Source organism: Pantoea nemavictus, assembly GCF_037479095.1.
Classification (GTDB): domain Bacteria; phylum Pseudomonadota; class Gammaproteobacteria; order Enterobacterales; family Enterobacteriaceae; genus Pantoea; species Pantoea nemavictus.
In genome coordinates this window covers 3,519,467-3,537,233 of sequence record NZ_JBBGZW010000001.1, presented here as the reverse complement: position 1 = coordinate 3,537,233, position 17,767 = coordinate 3,519,467, and the positions used below count along the sequence as shown (strand labels likewise).

Annotated in this window: 17 protein-coding genes; 8 read left to right on the top strand and 9 right to left on the bottom strand. The window is 53.1% G+C overall.

The annotated features are described in order from the left end of the window. The gene (locus WH298_RS16230) at positions 1-966 is read right to left on the bottom strand and encodes an isoaspartyl peptidase/L-asparaginase family protein (protein WP_180823330.1); all 966 of its coding nucleotides are present in this window, start codon (positions 964-966) and stop codon (positions 1-3) included. A 359-nt stretch (positions 967-1,325) separates the two neighbouring features. Here WH298_RS16230 and moeA point away from each other — a divergent pair, with 359 nt between their 5' ends. Beyond that, positions 1,326-2,561, top strand: a complete 1,236-nt coding sequence (gene moeA, locus WH298_RS16225) for a molybdopterin molybdotransferase MoeA (protein WP_304623270.1) — start codon at positions 1,326-1,328, stop codon at positions 2,559-2,561. Next, the gene (gene moeB / locus WH298_RS16220) at positions 2,561-3,316 is read left to right on the top strand and encodes a molybdopterin-synthase adenylyltransferase MoeB (RefSeq protein ID WP_180823328.1); all 756 of its coding nucleotides are present in this window, start codon (positions 2,561-2,563) and stop codon (positions 3,314-3,316) included. The genes moeA and moeB overlap by 1 nt, the downstream gene beginning before the upstream one ends. A 74-nt stretch (positions 3,317-3,390) precedes the next feature. Here moeB and WH298_RS16215 read toward each other — a convergent pair whose 3' ends face one another. From WH298_RS16215 to mntR, 7 genes are all read right to left on the bottom strand, one after another. Further along, the gene (locus WH298_RS16215; RefSeq protein WP_007887723.1) at positions 3,391-4,983 is read right to left on the bottom strand and encodes an ABC-F family ATPase; all 1,593 of its coding nucleotides are present in this window, start codon (positions 4,981-4,983) and stop codon (positions 3,391-3,393) included. Between the two features lie 305 nt (positions 4,984-5,288). Further along, the gene (locus WH298_RS16210; RefSeq protein WP_007887725.1) at positions 5,289-5,690 is read right to left on the bottom strand and encodes an H-NS family histone-like protein; all 402 of its coding nucleotides are present in this window, start codon (positions 5,688-5,690) and stop codon (positions 5,289-5,291) included. Positions 5,691-6,105: 415 nt separating this feature from the next. Beyond that, positions 6,106-7,635: an efflux transporter outer membrane subunit gene (locus tag WH298_RS16205; RefSeq protein ID WP_180823327.1), complete on the bottom strand. Its 1,530-nt coding sequence runs from the start codon at positions 7,633-7,635 to the stop codon at positions 6,106-6,108. Between the two features lies 1 nt (position 7,636). Then, a complete protein-coding gene (locus WH298_RS16200; protein WP_007887728.1) occupies positions 7,637-9,205 on the bottom strand; it encodes a DHA2 family efflux MFS transporter permease subunit in 1,569 nt (522 codons plus the stop codon). Beyond that, a complete protein-coding gene (locus tag WH298_RS16195; RefSeq protein WP_007887731.1) occupies positions 9,202-10,332 on the bottom strand; it encodes an HlyD family secretion protein in 1,131 nt (376 codons plus the stop codon). Before WH298_RS16195 ends, WH298_RS16200 begins: the two co-directional genes overlap by 4 nt. 115 nt (positions 10,333-10,447) lie before the next feature. Continuing rightward, positions 10,448-11,557, bottom strand: coding sequence for an SLC13 family permease (locus WH298_RS16190; protein WP_180823326.1), 1,110 nt, complete (start codon positions 11,555-11,557; stop codon positions 10,448-10,450). A 20-nt stretch (positions 11,558-11,577) separates the two neighbouring features. Next, on the bottom strand, positions 11,578-12,036 hold the full coding sequence (mntR, locus tag WH298_RS16185) for a manganese-binding transcriptional regulator MntR (protein ID WP_007887735.1): 459 nt from the start codon (positions 12,034-12,036) through the stop codon (positions 11,578-11,580). A 201-nt stretch (positions 12,037-12,237) separates the two neighbouring features. Between mntR and WH298_RS16180 the strand changes: the two genes are divergently transcribed. Then, positions 12,238-12,432: a hypothetical protein gene (locus WH298_RS16180; RefSeq protein ID WP_007887739.1), complete on the top strand. Its 195-nt coding sequence runs from the start codon at positions 12,238-12,240 to the stop codon at positions 12,430-12,432. 145 nt (positions 12,433-12,577) lie between these two features. Here the strand turns inward: WH298_RS16180 and ompX are convergent, their stop codons facing one another. Further along, entirely contained in the window at positions 12,578-13,087 is a 510-nt protein-coding gene (gene ompX / locus WH298_RS16175) for an outer membrane protein OmpX (RefSeq protein WP_007887740.1), read from the bottom strand. Positions 13,088-13,465: 378 nt separating this feature from the next. Between ompX and rhtA the strand changes: the two genes are divergently transcribed. The 5 genes from rhtA to glnQ all read left to right on the top strand — a co-directional run bounded on the left by rhtA (position 13,466) and on the right by glnQ (position 17,707). Next, entirely contained in the window at positions 13,466-14,374 is a 909-nt protein-coding gene (rhtA, locus tag WH298_RS16170; protein ID WP_007887741.1) for a threonine/homoserine exporter RhtA, read from the top strand. A 296-nt stretch (positions 14,375-14,670) separates the two neighbouring features. Further along, positions 14,671-15,174, top strand: coding sequence for a DNA starvation/stationary phase protection protein Dps (gene dps, locus WH298_RS16165; RefSeq protein ID WP_036620516.1), 504 nt, complete (start codon positions 14,671-14,673; stop codon positions 15,172-15,174). Between the two features lie 322 nt (positions 15,175-15,496). Beyond that, the gene (gene glnH / locus WH298_RS16160) at positions 15,497-16,243 is read left to right on the top strand and encodes a glutamine ABC transporter substrate-binding protein GlnH (RefSeq protein ID WP_007887743.1); all 747 of its coding nucleotides are present in this window, start codon (positions 15,497-15,499) and stop codon (positions 16,241-16,243) included. 85 nt (positions 16,244-16,328) lie between these two features. Continuing rightward, positions 16,329-16,988, top strand: coding sequence for a glutamine ABC transporter permease GlnP (glnP, locus tag WH298_RS16155; RefSeq protein WP_007887744.1), 660 nt, complete (start codon positions 16,329-16,331; stop codon positions 16,986-16,988). Then, positions 16,985-17,707 (top strand): glutamine ABC transporter ATP-binding protein GlnQ, encoded by a 723-nt coding sequence (gene glnQ / locus WH298_RS16150; protein ID WP_007887746.1) that lies wholly within the window; start codon positions 16,985-16,987, stop codon positions 17,705-17,707. The genes glnP and glnQ overlap by 4 nt, the downstream gene beginning before the upstream one ends. Positions 17,708-17,767 lie beyond the last annotated feature (60 nt).

Below are 17,767 nucleotides of genomic sequence, written 5' to 3'. Positions count from 1 at the left end.
TTAGCTGTCGCGGTAAATCGCTACCTCAACGTCACCCTCAACATAGGCGAATCCGCGATACATACCTTCGCTGTTAAACGGCAGCGCCACATTGCCTGCGGCGTCAATGGCGATCAGCCCGCCGCTGCCTTCCAGTTCCTGCACTTTGTCGTGAATGACATTGGCAGTGGCCTGCTGCAGCGAGCGTCCGGCGTAATGCATCTGCGCCGCCACGTCGTAGGCGGCGAGCGTACGGATAAACACTTCGCCGGTGCCGGTACAGGAGACCGCCACGCTGTCGTTGCTGGCATAGCAACCTGCGCCCACCAGCGGTGAGTCGCCGACGCGACCGGCCTGTTTGTTGGTCATGCCACCGGTTGACGTGGCGGCCGCCAGATTACCTTGAAGATCGAGCGCTACCGCACCCACGGTGCCAAATTTGCGATCCGGGTCCAGCGGATCATCGCTGTGGCTGTTAGCTTCACCATCATGATCGAGCACCATCTGCTGGCTGTGCAGCGCGCGCTGCAGCTGCTCCCAGCGCTCTGGCGTGGAGAAGTAATCGGCATTAACCGGTTCTAAGCCCTGCTCGGCAGCGAAGGCTTCTGCGCCCGCCCCGATAAACAGCACGTGCGGGCTATTTTCCAGCACCTTACGCGCGGCGAGGATAGGATTACGAATGTGGCTGACGCCCGCAACCGCCCCCACATCGAGCGTGCGACCATCCATAATGCTGGCATCCAGTTCGTGCGTGCCTTGATGGGTGAACACCGCACCTTTGCCGGCGTTGAACAACGGACACTCTTCCAGCAAGCGAACCGCTTCGGTCACCGCATCGAGTGCACTTCCATCCGCCGCAAGAATCTGCTGGCCTGCGGTAACGATTGCGGTGAGTTGCTGACGATAGTGCTGCTCTTTTTCGGCGCTCATTGCCGCGCGCGTAATCGCGCCGGCACCGCCGTGAATTGCGATAACTGCTTTAGCCATAACCGGTACCCTGTAAAGGAATCAGAACCAAAAACACTGATTTAGAATGGTTTTCATCTTTTTTTGGCAATTTTCGACTATAGAAAGGCCCCCTCATCTTGTAAAGCAGAAACTGTCTTCATGGTCATAACCTTTTATTGTGGATTATGCTTTTTTGGTCGCGATGGGTTTACTCACTTCATAGTTGCAAACCAAGACAACTGATATCACCGATCGCACGCAGCGTAGCGGCGCAACTTATTGCGCGATAAATCGCGCCGCTACGGAATGTGCGGTGAATGAGTAACGTGCGCGCTCGCTTAACGGCCACGCATTACCCATAATAGACCGCATCTGAAATTAACCAGGCAGAGATGGACATGGAACCTTTTACCGCAGGATTAATCTCCCTCGAAGACGCGCAGCAAAAGATGCTGCAGCAGTTAACGCCGATTAGCGATTCGCTGAACGTTTCGCTGTTTGAAGCCGCCGGGCGCATCACCGCTAAACCGATTAACTCACCGCTCGATGTGCCCTCTTTTGATAACTCAGCCATGGACGGTTACGCCGTTCGTCTGGCGGATAGCGCAGCCGATCGCGTGTTGCCGGTGGCGGGAAAAGCCTTCGCCGGTGCGCCCTTTAACGGCGAGTGGCCAGCGGGCAGCGTGATTCGCATTATGACCGGCGCGCCGATTCCCGCCGGTTGTGATGCCGTGGTAATGCAGGAGCAAACCTTGCAGCGCGACGGCGGCATTGTGATTACCGCACCGCTGCAGGAAGGGCAAAATATCCGCCGCATCGGCGAAGATATTCAGGCGGGAAAACAGGTGCTGGATGCCGGTGTGCGCCTTGGTGCCGCCGAGTTGCCGTTGCTGGCGTCGCTGGGCATCGCCGAAGTGAGCGTGCTGCGTAAACTGCGTGTGGCGATCTTCTCGACTGGTGATGAACTGCAGGCGGTGGGTCAGCCATTAGCCGCTGGCCAGATTTACGATACCAACCGTTTCACCGTCGCGCTGATGCTCAACAAACTGGGCTGCGAAGTGATCGATCTTGGCGTGATTGCTGACGACCAGGCGGCGCTGCGTACCGCCTTTACCGAAGCCGATCGTCAGGCCGATGTGGTGATCAGCACCGGCGGCGTGTCGGTCGGCGAGGCCGATTTCACCCGCGCGATGCTGGAGGAGCTGGGCGCTATCACCTTCTGGAAACTGGCGATCAAGCCGGGCAAACCCTTTGCCTTTGGACGGCTGGCGAACAGCTGGTTCTGCGGCCTGCCGGGTAATCCGGTCTCGGCAGCGGTGACGTTCTATCAGCTGGTACAGCCGCTGCTGGCGACGCTCACTGGCCAAACCACGCGCATCATGCCGCTGCGTCAACGCGCGCGCGCCACGCAACGCCTGAAGAAATCCCCGGGTCGTCTCGACTTCCAGCGTGCCATTTTCAGCCGTGGTGACGACGGCGAGCTGGAAGTGCGCAGTACCGGCGCGCAGGGTTCGCACGTCTTCAGCTCCTTTGCGCTGGCCAACTGTTTTGTGGTGCTCGAGCGCGATCGCGGTGACGTTGAGCCCGGCGAGTGGGTAGAAATTGAAGCCTTCAACAGCCTGCTGGAGGGCTAATGAGCGTGGAGTTGAGCGATGATGAGATGCTGCGCTATAACCGCCAGATTGTGCTGCGTGGCTTCGATTTTGATGGCCAGGAGAGACTCAAGGCGGCACGCGTGTTGCTGATTGGCCTCGGCGGATTGGGCTGCGCGGCGGCACCTTACCTGGTGTCGGCAGGCGTGGGCCATCTCACCTTGCTCGATTTCGATACCGTGAGCCTGAGCAACCTGCAACGGCAGATCCTGCACAGCGATGCAAAAATTGGCGTGGCGAAAGTCACCTCGGCACAGCAGCCGCTGGCGGCGCTTAATCCGCACTGCCAGCTCGAGCCGATTGATGCGCAGTTAGATGATACGCAGCTCAGCGCACTGATTGCCCGCCACGATGCCGTGGTAGATTGCACCGATAACGTCACTACGCGCGAGCAAATCAATCGCCTCTGTTTCCAGCACCAGGTCCCGCTGATTTCCGGTGCAGCGATTCGTATGGAAGGCCAGCTGAGCGTATTTACCTGGCAGCCCGGCGAGCCGTGCTATCGCTGCATCAGCCGCTTATTCGGCGAGCAGGTGTTGAGCTGTGTAGAAGCCGGGGTGATGGCACCGCTGGTGGGTGTGATCGGCGCGATGCAGGCGATGGAAACCCTAAAGGTGCTGACGGAGTTTGGCAAACCGGCCAGCGCGCGCTTACTGATGTATGACGCGATGAGCGCGGAATTCCGCAGCATGAGAGTCGCGCAGGATGCGCATTGTGAAGTTTGTGGCAAGCCTTAAATGATGAAGGCCGCCTCCAGGGCGACCTTCATTACAGTAAGGTGCGCATTGATGCGCACCTGGCGATGCAGAGATTAAACAATACCCTGGCTGCGCAGGTAATCTTCATAGTTACCCGTGAAGTCGACAATACGATCGGCTTTCATCTCCATCACACGCGTGGCCAGCGAGCTCACAAACTCACGGTCATGCGAGACGAAGATTAAGGTGCCTTCGTACATTTCCAGCGCCATGTTGAGCGACTCGATCGATTCCATATCCAGGTGATTAGTCGGTTCATCCATGATCAGAATGTTCGGCTTCTGCATCATCAGCTTGCCAAACAGCATGCGGCCCTTCTCACCACCGGACAGCACCTTAGCGGGCTTGTTGATCTCATCATGACCAAACAGCAGACGACCGAGAACGCTGCGCACCGCCTGCTCGTCATCGCCTTCCTGCTTCCACTGGCTCATCCAGTCAAATACCGTCAGATCTTCAGCGAAGTCTTCCGCATGATCCTGACCGTAATAACCGATGCGTGCATTTTCAGACCATTTCACCGTACCGCTATCGGGAGTATGTTCACCAATCAGCGTTTTCAACAGCGTGGTTTTACCGATACCGTTAGCACCCAGAATCGCCAATTTCTCGCCGACTTCTAACATCAGGTTGAGCTTATTAAACAGCGGACCGTTATCAAAACCTTTGGTCAGCGCCTCAACTTCCAGCGCATTACGGAACAGCTTCTTATCCTGATCAAAACGGATAAACGGGTTTTGACGGCTGGAGGCTTTCACCTCTTCCAGCTTAATTTTATCAATCTGCTTAGCACGCGAAGTCGCCTGACGGGATTTAGAGGCGTTGGCGCTAAAGCGGCTAACGAACGATTGCAGATCGGCAATTTGCGCTTTCTTCTTCGCATTATCCGATAATAAACGTTCGCGCGACTGCGTCGCCGCGGTCATATATTCGTCATAATTACCCGGATAAACGCGCAGTTCGCCGTAATCCAGATCCGCCATGTGCGTACAAACCATATTCAGGAAATGACGGTCATGCGAAATGATGATCATGGTGCTGTTACGTTCGTTGAGCACTTGCTCCAACCAACGAATGGTATCTATATCCAGGTTGTTGGTCGGTTCATCGAGCAACAAAATATCGGGATTAGCAAATAATGCCTGCGCTAACAGCACGCGCAATTTCCAGCCCGGCGCAATTTCACTCATCGGGCCGTAATGCTGCTCCACGGGAATGCCCACGCCCAGTAATAATTCACCGGCACGTGATTCCGAACTGTAACCGTCCATTTCACCGTATTCGACTTCAAGGTCGGCCACTTTATAGCCTTCCTCTTCGCTCATTTCTGGCAAGGCATATATACGGTCACGCTCTTGCTTCACTGCCCACAATTCATTGTGGCCCATGATCACGGTGTCCAGCACACTATATTGCTCAAAGGCAAATTGGTCCTGGCGTAACTTACCGATACGCTCATTAGGATCGAGGGAAACATTTCCACCTGTTGGAACCAGGTCGCCGCCCAGTATTTTCATAAAGGTTGATTTACCGCTGCCGTTCGCACCGATTAAACCGTAACGATTACCGCCGCCAAATTTAACGGAGATATTCTCGAACAGCGGCTTACTGCCGAACTGCATGGTGATATTGCTGGAAACTAACACGGCATTGACCTTTGTTACGCAGTGGAGGAAAAAACAGCGGGCATTATGCCAGAAGCGGGCACCCTGACGCCACCTCTGCGCCAGAAGCAGAGCGTGTAATGAACTGAACGTGTTGAGCGTATACGCAAAATAATTTGCGCGATAGCAAGGCCGCAAGCTGACGAGTCCCTGGAATCTTACGCCGTTGGCGAACGAGACCAGCGTGTGCAGCTAATGTGCCCGGGCGCGAGGTAAAAATGTATTTAAATAAATAAAAAAAGCCGAAGACATTTGCCTTCGGCTCCCACTTACAAGGATTGTGCGGATTATTTGATCAGGAAAGTGTCGAGGCTTTTACCTGAATCCAGTGCTTTCTTAATCGCAGCTGGGGTACGGCCTTGGCCAGTCCATGATTTTTCTTCACCGTTTTCGTCAGTGTAAGAATATTTCGCTGGACGCGGTGCACGCTTGGCGCGCTTTTTACCCACTTCCAGAGCACCCAGTAATTCGTTCGGGTCAATACCGTCAGCCAGCAGCATTTCGCGATATTTAGACAGCTTCTCTTCTTTTTCGCGATTCTGTGCTTCTTCTGCATTTACTTCGTCGCGACGTTCAGTCACAACGACGGTTAATTTTTCCAGAATCTCTTCCAGATCGGTCAATGGCAGTTCACGAGCCTGCGCACGTAATGTGCGAATGTTGTTCAGAACTTTAAATGCGTCACTCATCACAATGTCCTTGCTTAAGGGGGTTAAATAAACTGTAGTGGCAAGATTACCTAATTCAAATAAAAAAATAAATTAATTTTATTGCCTGGATTAATCTGAACTTGCTTACATATTTCTTACGTTGAGGTTTAAAAGCGCCGCATCGCCTTTAATTAACCCTGAATTAACAACCCTTGGTTGTTGCTTATGTTGCAGCTGGAATCGATTTCAAACCAATATTCCCAGGTATTAAACAATCATTTAGCAGCTATTGTGCTGTGCAGCATAACTGAGCATAAAGGTAAAAAAGGATTAATGGTGTAACGCAGGCCCTATTTTCATAGGGGATTATTATATTGCCGAGGATGGGAGAGAAATCTCATTTTTACTTATCGTGGCGATAAAAAGCCGGTGGTTAACCGGCTACTAAGTAAAATTAATGCACCTCTGTTGCCGGGCCAAACACAGAATAGTCCGGCAGGTTGACGTTTTGATAAGGTTCCCAACCGCCGCCGAGCGCTTTATATAACGCCACCAGATCGAGCGCACTTTGCATACGCGCCTGAGTCGACTGCGCTTTGGCTTGCGACAGTTGACGCTGCGCATCCAGCACATCAATAAAGGTCGAGATGCCTTGCCGATAACTGTCGCTGGCTAAATCAAAGGCGCGCTGCAGAGCGCCCGTGGTCTCATCCAGTGCGATGACCTGCTGCTGATCGGCACGATAGCTCACCAACGCGTTCTCCACATCCTGCAGCGCGGTCAACACCGTTTGACGATAATCGAGCGCCGCGTTCGCTTGCTGAGCACGCGCCAGTTTTACGCTGGAAACTAAACGACCGCCCTGGAAAATGGGGATAGAGAGCGACGGCCCTACGCTGAAGAAGTGACTGCTCCAGTCATCCAGATAGCTGGCATCGGTGTTGCGCACCCCAAGTTGCCCGGTCAGCGACAGGCTGGGGAAGAGATCGGCAACCGATACGCCAATGTTGGCGGTTTGTGCATGCAACGTCGCTTCTGCCTGACGAATGTCCGGGCGACGACGCGCCAGCGTCGCCGGAATCCCCACCGGTACCATTTTCGGCAACTCGGGCAGCGCTTTGGGGTTCATCAACTCGTTATCCAGCGCGCCTGGCGTTTTCCCCAGCAGAACCGCAAGGCCGTTCATGGCCTGTAATTGCTGTGCCTGATACTGCGGCAGCTGCGCATTGAGTGAGGCCAGCTGTGCGCGGGCATTTTCCACATCCGTGGTAGGCGCCAGACCGTTTTGCTGCTGGCTTTGCGTCAATTCCCAGGTTTGCTGCGCCACCTCGATCTGCTGCTGCAACGTTGCCAGCACCGCCTGTGAACCACGCAACTGCAGATAAGCGCGAGCCACTTCTGCTTCCAGCGACACCAGCGCATCGTTGCGCTGTTCAATGGCCGCCTGCTGCTGCGCATCCGCCGCTTCCATCTGGCGGCGCACTTTGCCCCACAGATCGAGCTCCCAGCTGGCGTCAAAACTGCCCTGATAAAGAGTAACGGAATGGTCCAACCCGTTCAGCTGGTTGGCCACATCGCTGTCTACCTGATCGTAAACACCGTTAGACTTCAGTAAGCCCTTTAAACCCAGCTGCTGTCGCGTGACTTTTGCCGAGCCGTTGAGGGACGGGAACAAACCGCCGCGCGCTTGCGCCAGCTGCTCGCGCGCGCCAGCAATGCGCAGTACCGATTGCTGCAGCGTTAAGTTGCCGGCAACCGCGCGCTCAATCAGGCTATCCAGCTGCGGATCGTTAAAACTTTTCCACCACAGCGGATTGGTCGCCGCCGCCAGCGGTTTGGAAGCCTGCTGCGAAGGCAAATCATGGTAGCTACCCGGCGTGTGCGCCTGCGGCGACTGGTAATCAGGTCCTACGGCGCAACCGGCCAGCAATAATGACAGCGCCAGCAGCGTCAGTGACGGCGTCGAGCGCGAAATCTTGTTCATGTTAATGTGCTCCTGCACCGCCTTCGCTCTTAATCGGCGAAAGCAACCAACAAAATGGAATCAGTAGCAAAGCCACGATACTCAGGCCCATAAATACGTCGATGTACGCCAGGATACGCGCCTGGGCGATCATCTCCTGATACAGCTGCCCGCTCGCCAGCACCAGCGGATCGCCCACCGCAGTGGTGAAATTACGAATCGAGTCGGCCCAGTGTTGCAGCGTGAGATTGTAAGGTTCATTGAGCGGCGACATGTTGTGCACCATGTTCGCCGATCGTGTCTGCATACGTTCCGTAATGCCTGCAGTGGAAAGCGAAATGCCGATTGAACCGGCAACGTTTCGGAACATGGTGAACAGCGCCGAGGCATCGGCATTCAGACGCTGCGGTACGGTAATAAAAGCAATGGTGGTGAGCGGCACAAACAGGAAGCCCAGTCCGATCGACTGCGCGCTACGCATCATCACCAGGGTTTTGAAATCGACGTCCGGCGTCAGCGTGCTGGAGTAGAAAAAGGCGCTGGCAAGACAGGTAAAACCGAACGCGATGATATAGCGCGTTTGCACGATCGGCATCAGCTTCAATACCAGCGGAATGGTCAGCACAATCAGTATCGCGCCGGGCGACAGCACCAGCCCCGACCAGGTGGCGGTATAACCCAGATCCTGCTGCGCCAGTTGCGGAAGCACCACCGAACTGCCGTACAAAATCATCGCCATGCCCGCCATCAGCAATCCCGCAACCCAGAAGTTGCGATCTTTCATTACCGTGAGATCAACCACCGGCTTACGCGCGTACAGTAACCAGTAAATCGCGCCAACAATACCGACCAGCGCCAGCGTGGCGAACAGGATGATAAAGTGTGAAGCAAACCAATCCTCATCTTCGCCGCGATCGAGGAACACCTGCAGACAACCGAGTCCCAGCGTGATCAAACTGATGCCGATGTAATCAATCTTCAGGCGACCTTTCGCCCACTTACGCTCCCACGGCGGATCTTCCAGCAGCTGGTAAATCGCCATCACGGTTAAAATGCCCACCGGGATATTAATGAAGAACACCCAGCGCCAGCTGTAGTTATCCGTAATCCAGCCGCCGAGCGTCGGACCGATAACCGGCGCGACGATGATGGCAATCGATGACAGGCCAAACGCTTTGCCGCGATCTTCCGCCTTGAAGTAATCAAGCAGTACCGATTGCTGCACCGGCTGCAATCCGCCACCAAAAAAGCCCTGCAGCACGCGGAACAAGATGATCTGCCACAGCTCAGTGGCGATGCCGCATAGGAAGGAGCAGATGGTGAACATCACGATGCAGATCAGGAAGAACTGCTTGCGGCCGAACAGGCGACTGAAAAACGCCGAAATCGGTAAGACGATGCCGTTGGCGACCAGATAGGAGGTCAAAACCCAGGTGGATTCGTCGTAGCTGGAGGAGAGCGAACCCGCGATATGCGGCAGTGCGACGTTGACGATGGTGGTGTCGAGGATCTCCATAAACACCGCCAGCGTCACCGTGATGGCAACCAGCCACGGATTGCTGGCCGGACGCCAGCTTTCGCTCGCACTCATTCCACTGTCACCTTCGGCTCAACCGATAGGCCCAGCGGCAACGGATGATTTGGATCCAAACCTTTGTCGATAACGATTTTCACCGGCACGCGCTGGACAATTTTCACATAGTTGCCGGTGGCATTCTCGGCCGGGAAGGTAGAGAAGCGTGAACCCGAGCCCATCTGCACACTATCAACGTGCCCTTCCAGCTTCATATCTGGCCAGGCATCCACGCTGATTTCCACTTTGTTACCCGGCTTCATGCGCGCCAGCTGCGACTCTTTAAAGTTGGCGTTAATCCAGATTTCAGGTGAAACCAGCGAGAACAGTGCGCTGCCCGCCTGCACCAGCGTACCGAGATGCACGTTGCGCTTAGTGACAAAACCATCATAGGGCGCACGTACCTGGGTATACGAGAGATTCAGTTCGGCGGTGTTAAGTTGTGCTTCGGCCTGGGCAACTTGTTGCTCACGCGCTTCAACATTGGTTTCCTGCTGACGAATTTGCAGCTTAACCTGCGAAGCCACTTCGACCTGAGCTTTAGCGCTCTGCAATTGTGCTTCAGCTGAACGCAACTGAGCGGCGGCAGTATCAATATTACGTTGTGAAGTGGCGCGAGGATCGACACCGCGCTGACGACGATAATCTGCCTGCGCATTCAATAAGTTCGCCTGCGCTTTGGCCTGATCGGCAAGCGCCTGGTCACGCTGCGCCGGATACTGCACGCGCGACAAATCTAACTGCGCCTGTGCCTGATGCAGCTGCGCTTGCGCTAATCCCAGCTGCGCTTTGGCCTGATCGCGCTGCGCTTCGGTATCGCGCGCGTCGATTTCAACCAGCAGATCACCCTTCTTCACCCGCTGATTATCGCGCACCAGCAGCTTGACCACATAGCCAGAGGCTTTCGGCGCAATGGTCACAGCGTTGCCTTCCGTAAAGGCATCGTCGGTACTTTCAATGTTGCGCGTGGTGAGCCAGAACCATAACGCCACCACAATCATAATCACCACCACAACGGCGAGGATTATCAGGGGTTTCTTTCCGGGGCGTTTACGTTCTGGTTCGTTGTTGTCTTGATTGGATGTTGATGTGTTTTGCGGATCTTGCTGATCGCGTGCGGACGGCTGATTCTGGTTTTCACTCATAATTTTTCATCGTAGGCAGTTGTCCCGATTCCCGGGCAAAAACGGTCAACATAACCTTAGATGGGAAATTGACAAATGCCAATGCAACTTTACACAAGCCGACATTGGCCCGCAGTTAAGCCAATAAGTGCAACAGCAGCCATCCACCCGCCATCGACCAGGCGAGCATGGGGATAGAAAACAGATGGAAACGCCACCAAACGCGCGCATCCTGCGCCATGCGCAGGGCGATCAGGTTGGCGAGCGATCCGGGCAATAAGCCAAAACCGCCGATATTCACCGCCCACGCCAGCACCTCGGACGGTGGCACTTTCTGCAAAAGCAAAATGGTGGCGGGGACGTTACTGATGATTTGCGATAAACCGATCGCCAGCAGGTAAAGTCCGCCCTCACCTAATTGGCCAATCGCGGCAAAATGCGGCTGCAGCCAGGATAAATGCATCAGCAAAAATACATCGATAAACATCGCGACAAATACCAGCAACAAACTCCAGTCGATGCTGATCAATACGCTGCGCGCCATAATCAGGAAACACGCCGCCACCAGCAGTAACGCCCAGCCGGTCATTTTCATCTCAAGTGCGACAATAAAAACGATATACAGCGCGACGCTAATCACAAATAGCGGCTTGCGCCACCGCTGGGTTTCATTCTGCTCATGCTTTTGAATCGCGCGTGCCGGAAAGCTCCACCACGTCAGCGCCATCAGCGTAAGCATCAGAAAGGCCGCTAGCGGCGCCATCTGTCCAATAAATCCGCCAACGCTAAGCGAACCGTGGCTCCACAACAGAATATTTTGCGGGTTGCCGACCGGGGTCAATAACGATCCCGCATTGACGGCCAGCGCTTCAAAAATAATCAGACGTGAGATCGGCAGACGCGAGAATTTCCGCAACGTTAACGTCAGCGGAACCAGAATAAACAGTGCGACGTCGTTGGTAAGAAAAGTAGAAAGCAAAGCTGCCGCGCACACCATAAACAGCGCCAGCGCCCGTTCATGCTGGAAGCGTTGGATCAGGCGCGCACCGAGCACATCAAAATAGCCGCTGTTCTCCAGCCCTTTCGTCAACATCAACAGGCCTGTCAGCGTCATGATAGTGTGCCAGTCAACGGCACCAGGCAGTTGCGACCAGCGAAAATTCGCCAGCGGCAACATAATCACACCCAACAGCAACAACAAATGCAAAATACGATCGCGCATTAAAGAACGAAGCAGGATGGGCATGATGGCGGAAGGCCTTGTAGTTAGCGACTCTCGTAAAATTTCTGGAAGACGGCCAGCGTTTCATCACTGACGTGATGCTCCAGGCCTTCTGAATCACGGCGCGCGGTTTCCGGGCTAACACCCAGCGCCAACAGGAAGGTTTCTACAATATGGTGGCGCACGCGGCTCGCTTCAGCCAGCTTCTCGCCTTCGGCGGTCAGAAACACCCCGCGATAGGGTACTTGCTCAACCAGTCCGGTGGTACCAAGGCGCTTCAACATCTTGGCTACGGTGGGCTGCGAAACCCCGAGACGCGCAGCCATATCTACCTGACGCGCCTCGCCAAATTCGCGAATTAAGTCAGAGATTAACTCAACGTAGTCGTCAATCAGCTCACGACGATGCGCTTCGCGCACCTGGCGAAATCCTTCAACATGCTCCTCAATCTCTTTCAGCGGCCCCTGGGGCGTGTTGGTGGCGATTTTTGCACGACGACTCATTCAACTTCCTCTTTATTATCTGCCGCACTTTACCTGCGGTGCGGGCTGGCTGCGCTCATTGTAAACCAGGCACAAATAAGCACAAATTTTTCCTAAATAGTGTTGGCTAAAGAGTATAGCCAGTGCTATCTTTGTTGATAATGTAAGCGAATAGCTTATAAAGGCTACAAGAAGATGTCGTAATTCACTCGGGAGGTGAACATGACTACCATGAAAAACTGCCTCGACTGTGGCAAATGCTTCCAGGCTGAACAGAGCAAACCGGCTTTCGAGCTAAAATCGCTGCTGTGCCTGTTCACTCGCTCACCGTTTGCGCTGCGTTTGATGCTAATTGAAAAGCTAACCGGTAAAGCGCTGGTTGAACGTCCGTGCCCTAACCTGATCTGGCGCGGCTAAATCCCACTCCTCCAGAATTTAACAAAGCCCGCTCATGTAGCGGGCTTTGTGTTTTAACCGCCACACAGGGATTGATGATAGAGTGGCGCGCAAAAAAAAACGGCCCCGAAGGACCGTTTATTGTGCAACTGGTCTAAGCAAGAACTTAGAAGCTGTAACCTACGCCAGCAATCCAGGTGCCAACGTCGACGTTGCGGATGCGGCTCTGCTCGTAACCCACGTCCAGTGCAACGTTTTCGATTGGGTTAAACTGCATACCTGCACCGTAAGAGAAACCGTAGTCGCTGGTATCAGCTTTCTGGCGCTCTGGAGCGGTAGACTGGAATTTACCGTAGCCAACACCTACAACACCGTAGATGCTTGCCCAGTCGTTCAGACGGTAAGCTGGACCACCGGTCACGCCGTAGTATTGGCCTTTGTTATAAACGCCAGCGTCAGTACGATCTTTCTCGGTGTAAGTGAAAGAGCCGATCCAACCCAGTGGGTTAGTACCGTCTTCGTAACGATATTTCAGGTTGAAGCCGTTTGCTTTGTTAGCAACGCCTTGATAATCGCTCTGAGCGTAACCACCGGTAACGGTGCTTTGTGCCATGGCAGAACCTGCAGAAACTGCAAGTACACAAGCCAATGCTGAAAGACATGCAATTTTTTTCATAACCACCTCAAATGTGAATATACTTCTCTCCTGACAACGCTATAAATATAACAAAAAACAGCAAGAAACTCTGCCCGCAATTTGTTGTCTAACAGATTGTTTGGTGTAACAGAAAGTTAATGAAGTTTCCTATGTCATTCATTTTACTTATAAAAACCATCATTTTTCTGCAACAAAATTTCCGATCACAAAAAATGCGTTTAAGTATATTCCTAAAAAAACCTGACGTTTCTTTACGGAAATGGCCCTGAAAACGGGCAAATTCTGAACTATTAACGCTTTTTATTTCCCCGCTTCGTATCTCCTTATTTGCTGAAGATTCCTTTACACTGGGTACTTGTTACTTCGCTGTTAAAACCTAAAGGAATGGATTACAGGATGTCTGCGCCTCCAACGACCAAAAATATGGCCCCAGTGTTGTTCCCTATCGCCGTACTTCTTATTGCAATGCTTTCACTGCAGGGCGGCGCTTCATTAGCGAAATCCCTCTTTTCTACCGTCGGCGCGCCGGGCATCACCGCACTGCGCCTGGGACTTGGCACCGTTATTCTCTGCATTATCTTTAAGCCGTGGCGTTTACGCTTCACGCGTGCGCAACGCAAGCCGCTGCTGATGTATGGCTTAGCGCTCGGCTGCATGAACTATCTCTTCTATTTGGCGATTCGCACCGTGCCGCTTGGCGTCGCGGTGGGTTTAGAATTTCTTGGCCCATTAACACTGGCATTAATCGGTGCGCGTCGGCCGCTTGATTTCATTTGGGTGCTGCTGGCGGTGGTCGGTTTATGGTTTCTGCTGCCAATCGGCGCAGGAATGAGCCACATCGATCCGCTCGGCGCCTTGCTGGCGGTAGGAGCCGGCGCTTGTTGGGCGGTCTATATTCTTGCGGGTCAGCGCGCGGGTGCCGAACATGGTCCGGCAACGGTCGCGATGGGATCGCTGATTGCATCAGTGATTTTCGTTCCCCTCGGCCTGACCTTTGCCGCTCCGGGGATCTGGCACTGGGAAGTACTGCCTTTGGCACTGCTGATCGCCCTGCTCTCGAGCGCGATTCCTTATTCTCTTGAAATGATGGCGCTGACGCGTCTACCAGCGCGTATTTTCGGAACCTTGATGAGTCTGGAACCGGCGATGGCTGCGCTGTCGGGCATGCTGTTCCTTGGCGAGTTGTTAACGCTCCAGCAGTGGATTGCGTTGCTGGCGATCATTATCGCCTCGGCGGGTTCAACGCTGACCATGAAACAAAAAAGCGCGAAAATAAGCGAAGTGGATATTAATAATCCGCAATAAATAACCCTTTATTTAGCCTGCTTCAGGCAGGTTAAATATAGACGCATTCTCATTATCATTTTTTGGCCGATAATAAGAATTTTCTGTTATTATTTTGCAACAGGATTAATAAATAATTAACATCGTAATTAAATCATTGTTTTATATAACGTAAAATAAAAAACGCACAATCCATGAGCAACATTAAGGTTTATCTATTCCTGTCATCGTTTTAATCAACTCTGCAGAGTCTAAAACTGCTGCTATACTTATTTCCGTGCTTGATTAGGACAACCATCAATAAGAGGACATTAATGATGAGTACCGCAAAACTGGTTAAAACTAAATCGTCTGATCTGATTTACACCCGTAATGACGTCGCTGACAGCGATAAAAAAGCGACCATCGAGGTGCTCAACCGTCTGGTAGTGGAGTTTATTGACCTGTCGCTGATCACCAAGCAAGCGCACTGGAATATGCGCGGCGCTAACTTTATTGGCGTACATGAGATGCTTGATGGCTTCCGTACGGCGATTACCGATCACCAGGACACTATCGCTGAACGCGTGGTTCAGCTGGGCGGCGTGGCGCTGGGCACCACCCAGATCGTCAACGACAAAACACCACTGAAAAGCTATCCGCTAAATATTCATAGCGTGCAGGATCATCTGAAAGCGCTGGCCGATCGTTATGCGATTGTAGCGAATGACACGCGTAAAGCGATCACTGAAGTCAGCGATGAAGATACCGCTGATATCTTCACCGCGGCATCGCGTGATTTGGATAAATTCCTGTGGTTCATCGAATCAAATATTGAATAAATTTCAATCTCACAATAACGGCGGGTTATCCCGCCTTTTTTTACGTCTGTAACATTGTGGTGCTTTTTTTGACGTCGTTAACAATTCCTTAAACCCTTCTTTCGCTCGCCCCGCCCATGGTGCACACTGTGCCTGCACCACAACAGCACCTTGCACCAAAATAAGGCACCAATAAGGTGCAACCCTTTTCTGCAGCGCAAAATCGTGTCAGCAAGTGCTTAAAACGACTGATTTCGTGAAAAATGAAAAGTTGGCATAATTTTTTCATATGATAAGCCGTACATCGGGCCACCAGGCCTGAAGGGTAATAAGGAAAAAAATGATGAAGTCATTGATTAAAGTCTCCGTGGCCGCGCTGGCGCTGGCCTTCTCCCTTTCTTCCACCGCAGCAGACAAAAAACTGATTGTCGCCACCGACACCGCATTCGTTCCCTTCGAGTTCAAACAAGGCGATAAATACGTCGGTTTTGATATCGATTTGTGGGACGCGGTCGCTAAAGAATTGAAACTGGATTACACCTTCAAGCCGATGGATTTCAGCGGCATCATCCCTGCGTTGCAAACCAAAAATATTGACCTGGCGCTGGCCGGCATCACCATCACCGAAGAGCGTAAGAAAGCCATCGAGTTCTCAGACGGCTACTACAAAAGCGGTTTGCTGGTAATGGTGCGCGAAAATGAAAAAGACATTAAAGGCATCGACGATCTGAACGGTAAAGTTGTGGCAGTGAAAAGCGGCACCGGTTCGGTTGATTACGCGAAAGCGCACATCAAATCGAAAGATCTGCGTCAGTTCCCGAATATCGACAACGCTTACATGGAGTTAGGCACCCAACGTGCTGACGCCGTGCTGCACGATACGCCAAACATCCTGTACTTCATCAATACCGCCGGTAAAGGCCGCTTCAAAGCGGTTGGCGAATCCATTGAAGCACAACAATATGGCATCGCCTTCCCGAAAGGCAGCGATGACCTGCGTGAAAAAGTGAACGGCGCACTGAAAACCCTGCGCGACAACGGCACTTACAACACCATCTATAAAAAATGGTTCGGTACTGAACCAAAATAATTGCGGCCTAAGCCGATTTTTCCAGCGGGGAGCATAAAACTCCCTGCTTTTTACATTTCCACGCAACAGATTTTGGAGTCACACCATGGAGTTTGACTGGAGCGTCATTTGGCCTGCCCTGCCGATTTTAATCGAAGGTGCCAAAATGACCCTGCTGATCTCGGTCCTCGGCCTGGTCGGCGGTTTAATTATCGGTTTAGTCGCCGGTTTTGCGCGCGCTTACGGCGGCTGGATCACCAATAACATCGCACTGGTATTCATCGAACTGATTCGCGGCACGCCAATCGTAGTCCAGGTGATGTTTATCTACTTCGCCTTGCCGATGGCGTTCCCCGACCTGCGTATCGATCCATTCAGCGCGGCGGTGGTCACCATTATGATCAACTCCGGCGCCTATATTGCAGAGATCACTCGCGGTGCGGTGCTGTCGATTAATAAAGGCTTCCGTGAAGCGGGTCTGGCGCTGGGTTTGTCGCGCCGCGAAACCCTGCGTTACGTGATTATGCCGCTGGCACTGCGCCGTATGCTGCCACCGCTGGGTAACCAGTGGATTGTCAGCATTAAAGATACTTCGCTGTTTATCGTGATTGGCGTGGCCGAACTGACGCGTCAGGGCCAGGAGATCATCGCCGGTAACTTCCGCGCGCTCGAAATCTGGAGCGCCGTTGCCATTATCTATTTGGTTATTACGCTGGTGTTGAGCTTTGTGCTGCGCCGTATTGAGAAAAGGATGAAAATTCTGTGATTGAATTTAACAACGTCTCGAAGAATTTCGGCCAGACTCAGGTGCTGCACGACATCAACCTGAAGATCAATCAAGGCGAAGTGGTGGTGATTATCGGGCCATCGGGTTCTGGTAAATCCACGCTGCTGCGCTGCATCAACAAGCTGGAAGAGATCACCACCGGCGACCTGATTGTCGATGGCATGAAGGTTAATGACCCAAAAGTTGATGAGCGCTTAATTCGTCAGGAAGCGGGCATGGTGTTCCAGCAGTTCCATCTGTTCCCACAGATGAGCGCGCTGGATAACGTGGCCTTTGGCCCGATTCGCGTGCGCGGTGCGAAGAAAGAGGAAGCGCACAAGCTGGCGCGTGAGCTGCTGGGCAAAGTGGGCCTCGCCGAGCGTGCGCACCACTTCCCGTCTGAGCTTTCCGGTGGTCAGCAGCAGCGTGTGGCCATTGCGCGTGCGCTGGCGGTGAAGCCGAAAATGATGCTGTTTGATGAACCGACCTCAGCGCTGGATCCCGAACTGCGTCACGAAGTACTGAAAGTGATGCAGGATCTGGCTGAGGAAGGTATGACCATGGTCATCGTGACGCACGAAGTGGGCTTTGCACAAAAAGTCGCTTCACGTCTGATCTTCATCGACAAAGGCACCATTGCCGAAGATGGCAATCCAGACGAGCTGATCACCAACCCGCCGAGCGATCGTCTGCGCGAGTTCCTGCAGCACGTATCCTGATAGCCAGGTCGCCATGGTTGGCGACCGATTCTGTAAGGTCGTCATTGATGACGACCTTCT

Bases quoted from the DNA above. Each gene is read 5' to 3' on its own strand.
- glnH (WP_007887743.1), top strand. From the start codon at position 15,497: ATGAAGTCATTGATTAAAGTCTCCGTGGCCGCGCTGGCGCTGGCCTTC.
- WH298_RS16210 (WP_007887725.1), bottom strand. From the start codon at position 5,690: ATGAGTGACGCATTTAAAGTTCTGAACAACATTCGCACATTACGTGCG.
- moeB (WP_180823328.1), top strand. From the start codon at position 2,561: ATGAGCGTGGAGTTGAGCGATGATGAGATGCTGCGCTATAACCGCCAG.
- moeA (WP_304623270.1), top strand. From the start codon at position 1,326: ATGGAACCTTTTACCGCAGGATTAATCTCCCTCGAAGACGCGCAGCAA.
- dps (WP_036620516.1), top strand. From the start codon at position 14,671: ATGAGTACCGCAAAACTGGTTAAAACTAAATCGTCTGATCTGATTTAC.
- WH298_RS16180 (WP_007887739.1), top strand. From the start codon at position 12,238: ATGACTACCATGAAAAACTGCCTCGACTGTGGCAAATGCTTCCAGGCT.
- WH298_RS16190 (WP_180823326.1), bottom strand. From the start codon at position 11,557: ATGCCCATCCTGCTTCGTTCTTTAATGCGCGATCGTATTTTGCATTTG.
- WH298_RS16230 (WP_180823330.1), bottom strand. From the start codon at position 966: ATGGCTAAAGCAGTTATCGCAATTCACGGCGGTGCCGGCGCGATTACG.
- WH298_RS16200 (WP_007887728.1), bottom strand. From the start codon at position 9,205: ATGAGTGCGAGCGAAAGCTGGCGTCCGGCCAGCAATCCGTGGCTGGTT.
- WH298_RS16205 (WP_180823327.1), bottom strand. From the start codon at position 7,635: ATGAACAAGATTTCGCGCTCGACGCCGTCACTGACGCTGCTGGCGCTG.
- ompX (WP_007887740.1), bottom strand. From the start codon at position 13,087: ATGAAAAAAATTGCATGTCTTTCAGCATTGGCTTGTGTACTTGCAGTT.
- mntR (WP_007887735.1), bottom strand. From the start codon at position 12,036: ATGAGTCGTCGTGCAAAAATCGCCACCAACACGCCCCAGGGGCCGCTG.
- rhtA (WP_007887741.1), top strand. From the start codon at position 13,466: ATGTCTGCGCCTCCAACGACCAAAAATATGGCCCCAGTGTTGTTCCCT.
- glnP (WP_007887744.1), top strand. From the start codon at position 16,329: ATGGAGTTTGACTGGAGCGTCATTTGGCCTGCCCTGCCGATTTTAATC.
- WH298_RS16195 (WP_007887731.1), bottom strand. From the start codon at position 10,332: ATGAGTGAAAACCAGAATCAGCCGTCCGCACGCGATCAGCAAGATCCG.